This is a genomic window from Planotetraspora sp. A-T 1434 (assembly GCF_025420585.1).
In the GTDB taxonomy this organism is placed as follows: Bacteria; Actinomycetota; Actinomycetes; order Streptosporangiales; family Streptosporangiaceae; genus JAOEGB01.
The window spans coordinates 1-909 of sequence record NZ_JAOEGB010000083.1; the positions used below are offsets into that span (position 1 = coordinate 1).

A 909-nucleotide genomic window follows, 5' to 3' on the forward strand; every position below is an offset into this window, starting at 1 on the left:
AACCTCGTTGCGTATCCACAAACAGGGCATCCGGTGGTCAAGCGGATCGTCCGGGAGCTCCCAGACGGCTCGACCGTGACCGAGGTGCAGACGACGCCACCGAACATTCAGAAACGGGCAGTGAGAAAAGGGAGTTATCGCAATGGTAAAACTAAGACGCTTCTTTGCGTTTATCGGCATGGCCGGGACGCTGGCCGCGATTTCGCTCGGTGGGGCGAGCGCCGCCTCCGCGAGTCCAGTAAATGCCTACGCGGCCCAGGCAGCGGCGGCGGGGCTCACAGAGCAGCAGTCGCACAGCTTGCAGTCCCAGGTTGATGATCAGATGAAGAGGATGAAACCTGGCGCGGTCCAGGTCAGCGCCAACCAGATCCGCACGGCGGACGGCGACGCCCTCATCACGCTCCCGTTACCCGGAGAGAAGGTCGCGCGAGCGATCAACGCAGCCGAGCCAATTTCGGCGTTCGCGTCATGCCCCTATAAATATATGTGCCTGTACGACGGCACCGGTTACACTGGGCTCATGATGCAGCTCTACACCTGCAAATTCTACAACCTCGGCGACGTGGGCCTTAATGACAGGCTGAGTTCATACATCAACAACCAGACGCCGGGCACAGCCGGCGACTTTTACAACTGGGAAGAATTTTGGGCATGGAAATTCAGTTCGGCTGGAGCGTATTCACAGCAATCCCTGCTGGGTAGTCCTTACAACAACTACATCGATGGCGTCTACCCCTGCTACAACTAGCCTCGATCTTTCGTAAATCCGGTTCGGTCGCTACGCGACCGAACCGGATTTTGTTTTTAGCGGTGGCCGTGCTGATGGCCCGACTGTCGCGTCAGGGGGAGAGAGACGCTCAGCTGGGACTGGCGGTCGCGCTGTTTGACCAGGTCGGCACTTCAAGATCC

The 909-nt window shown here is 58.6% G+C and carries 1 protein-coding gene; it reads left to right on the top strand.

Going from position 1 to position 909, the window contains the following annotated elements:
- The first annotated feature begins 178 nt into the window (after positions 1 to 178).
- Positions 179 to 748, top strand: a complete 570-nt coding sequence (locus N5079_RS35045) for a peptidase inhibitor family I36 protein (RefSeq protein ID WP_261588526.1) — start codon at positions 179 to 181, stop codon at positions 746 to 748.
- Positions 749 to 909: the final 161 nt, after the last annotated feature.

What these genes read in the sequence shown, in the direction of transcription:
- N5079_RS35045 (WP_261588526.1), top strand. Translation starts at nt 179, where the DNA reads ATGGCCGGGACGCTGGCCGCGATTTCGCTCGGTGGGGCGAGCGCCGCC.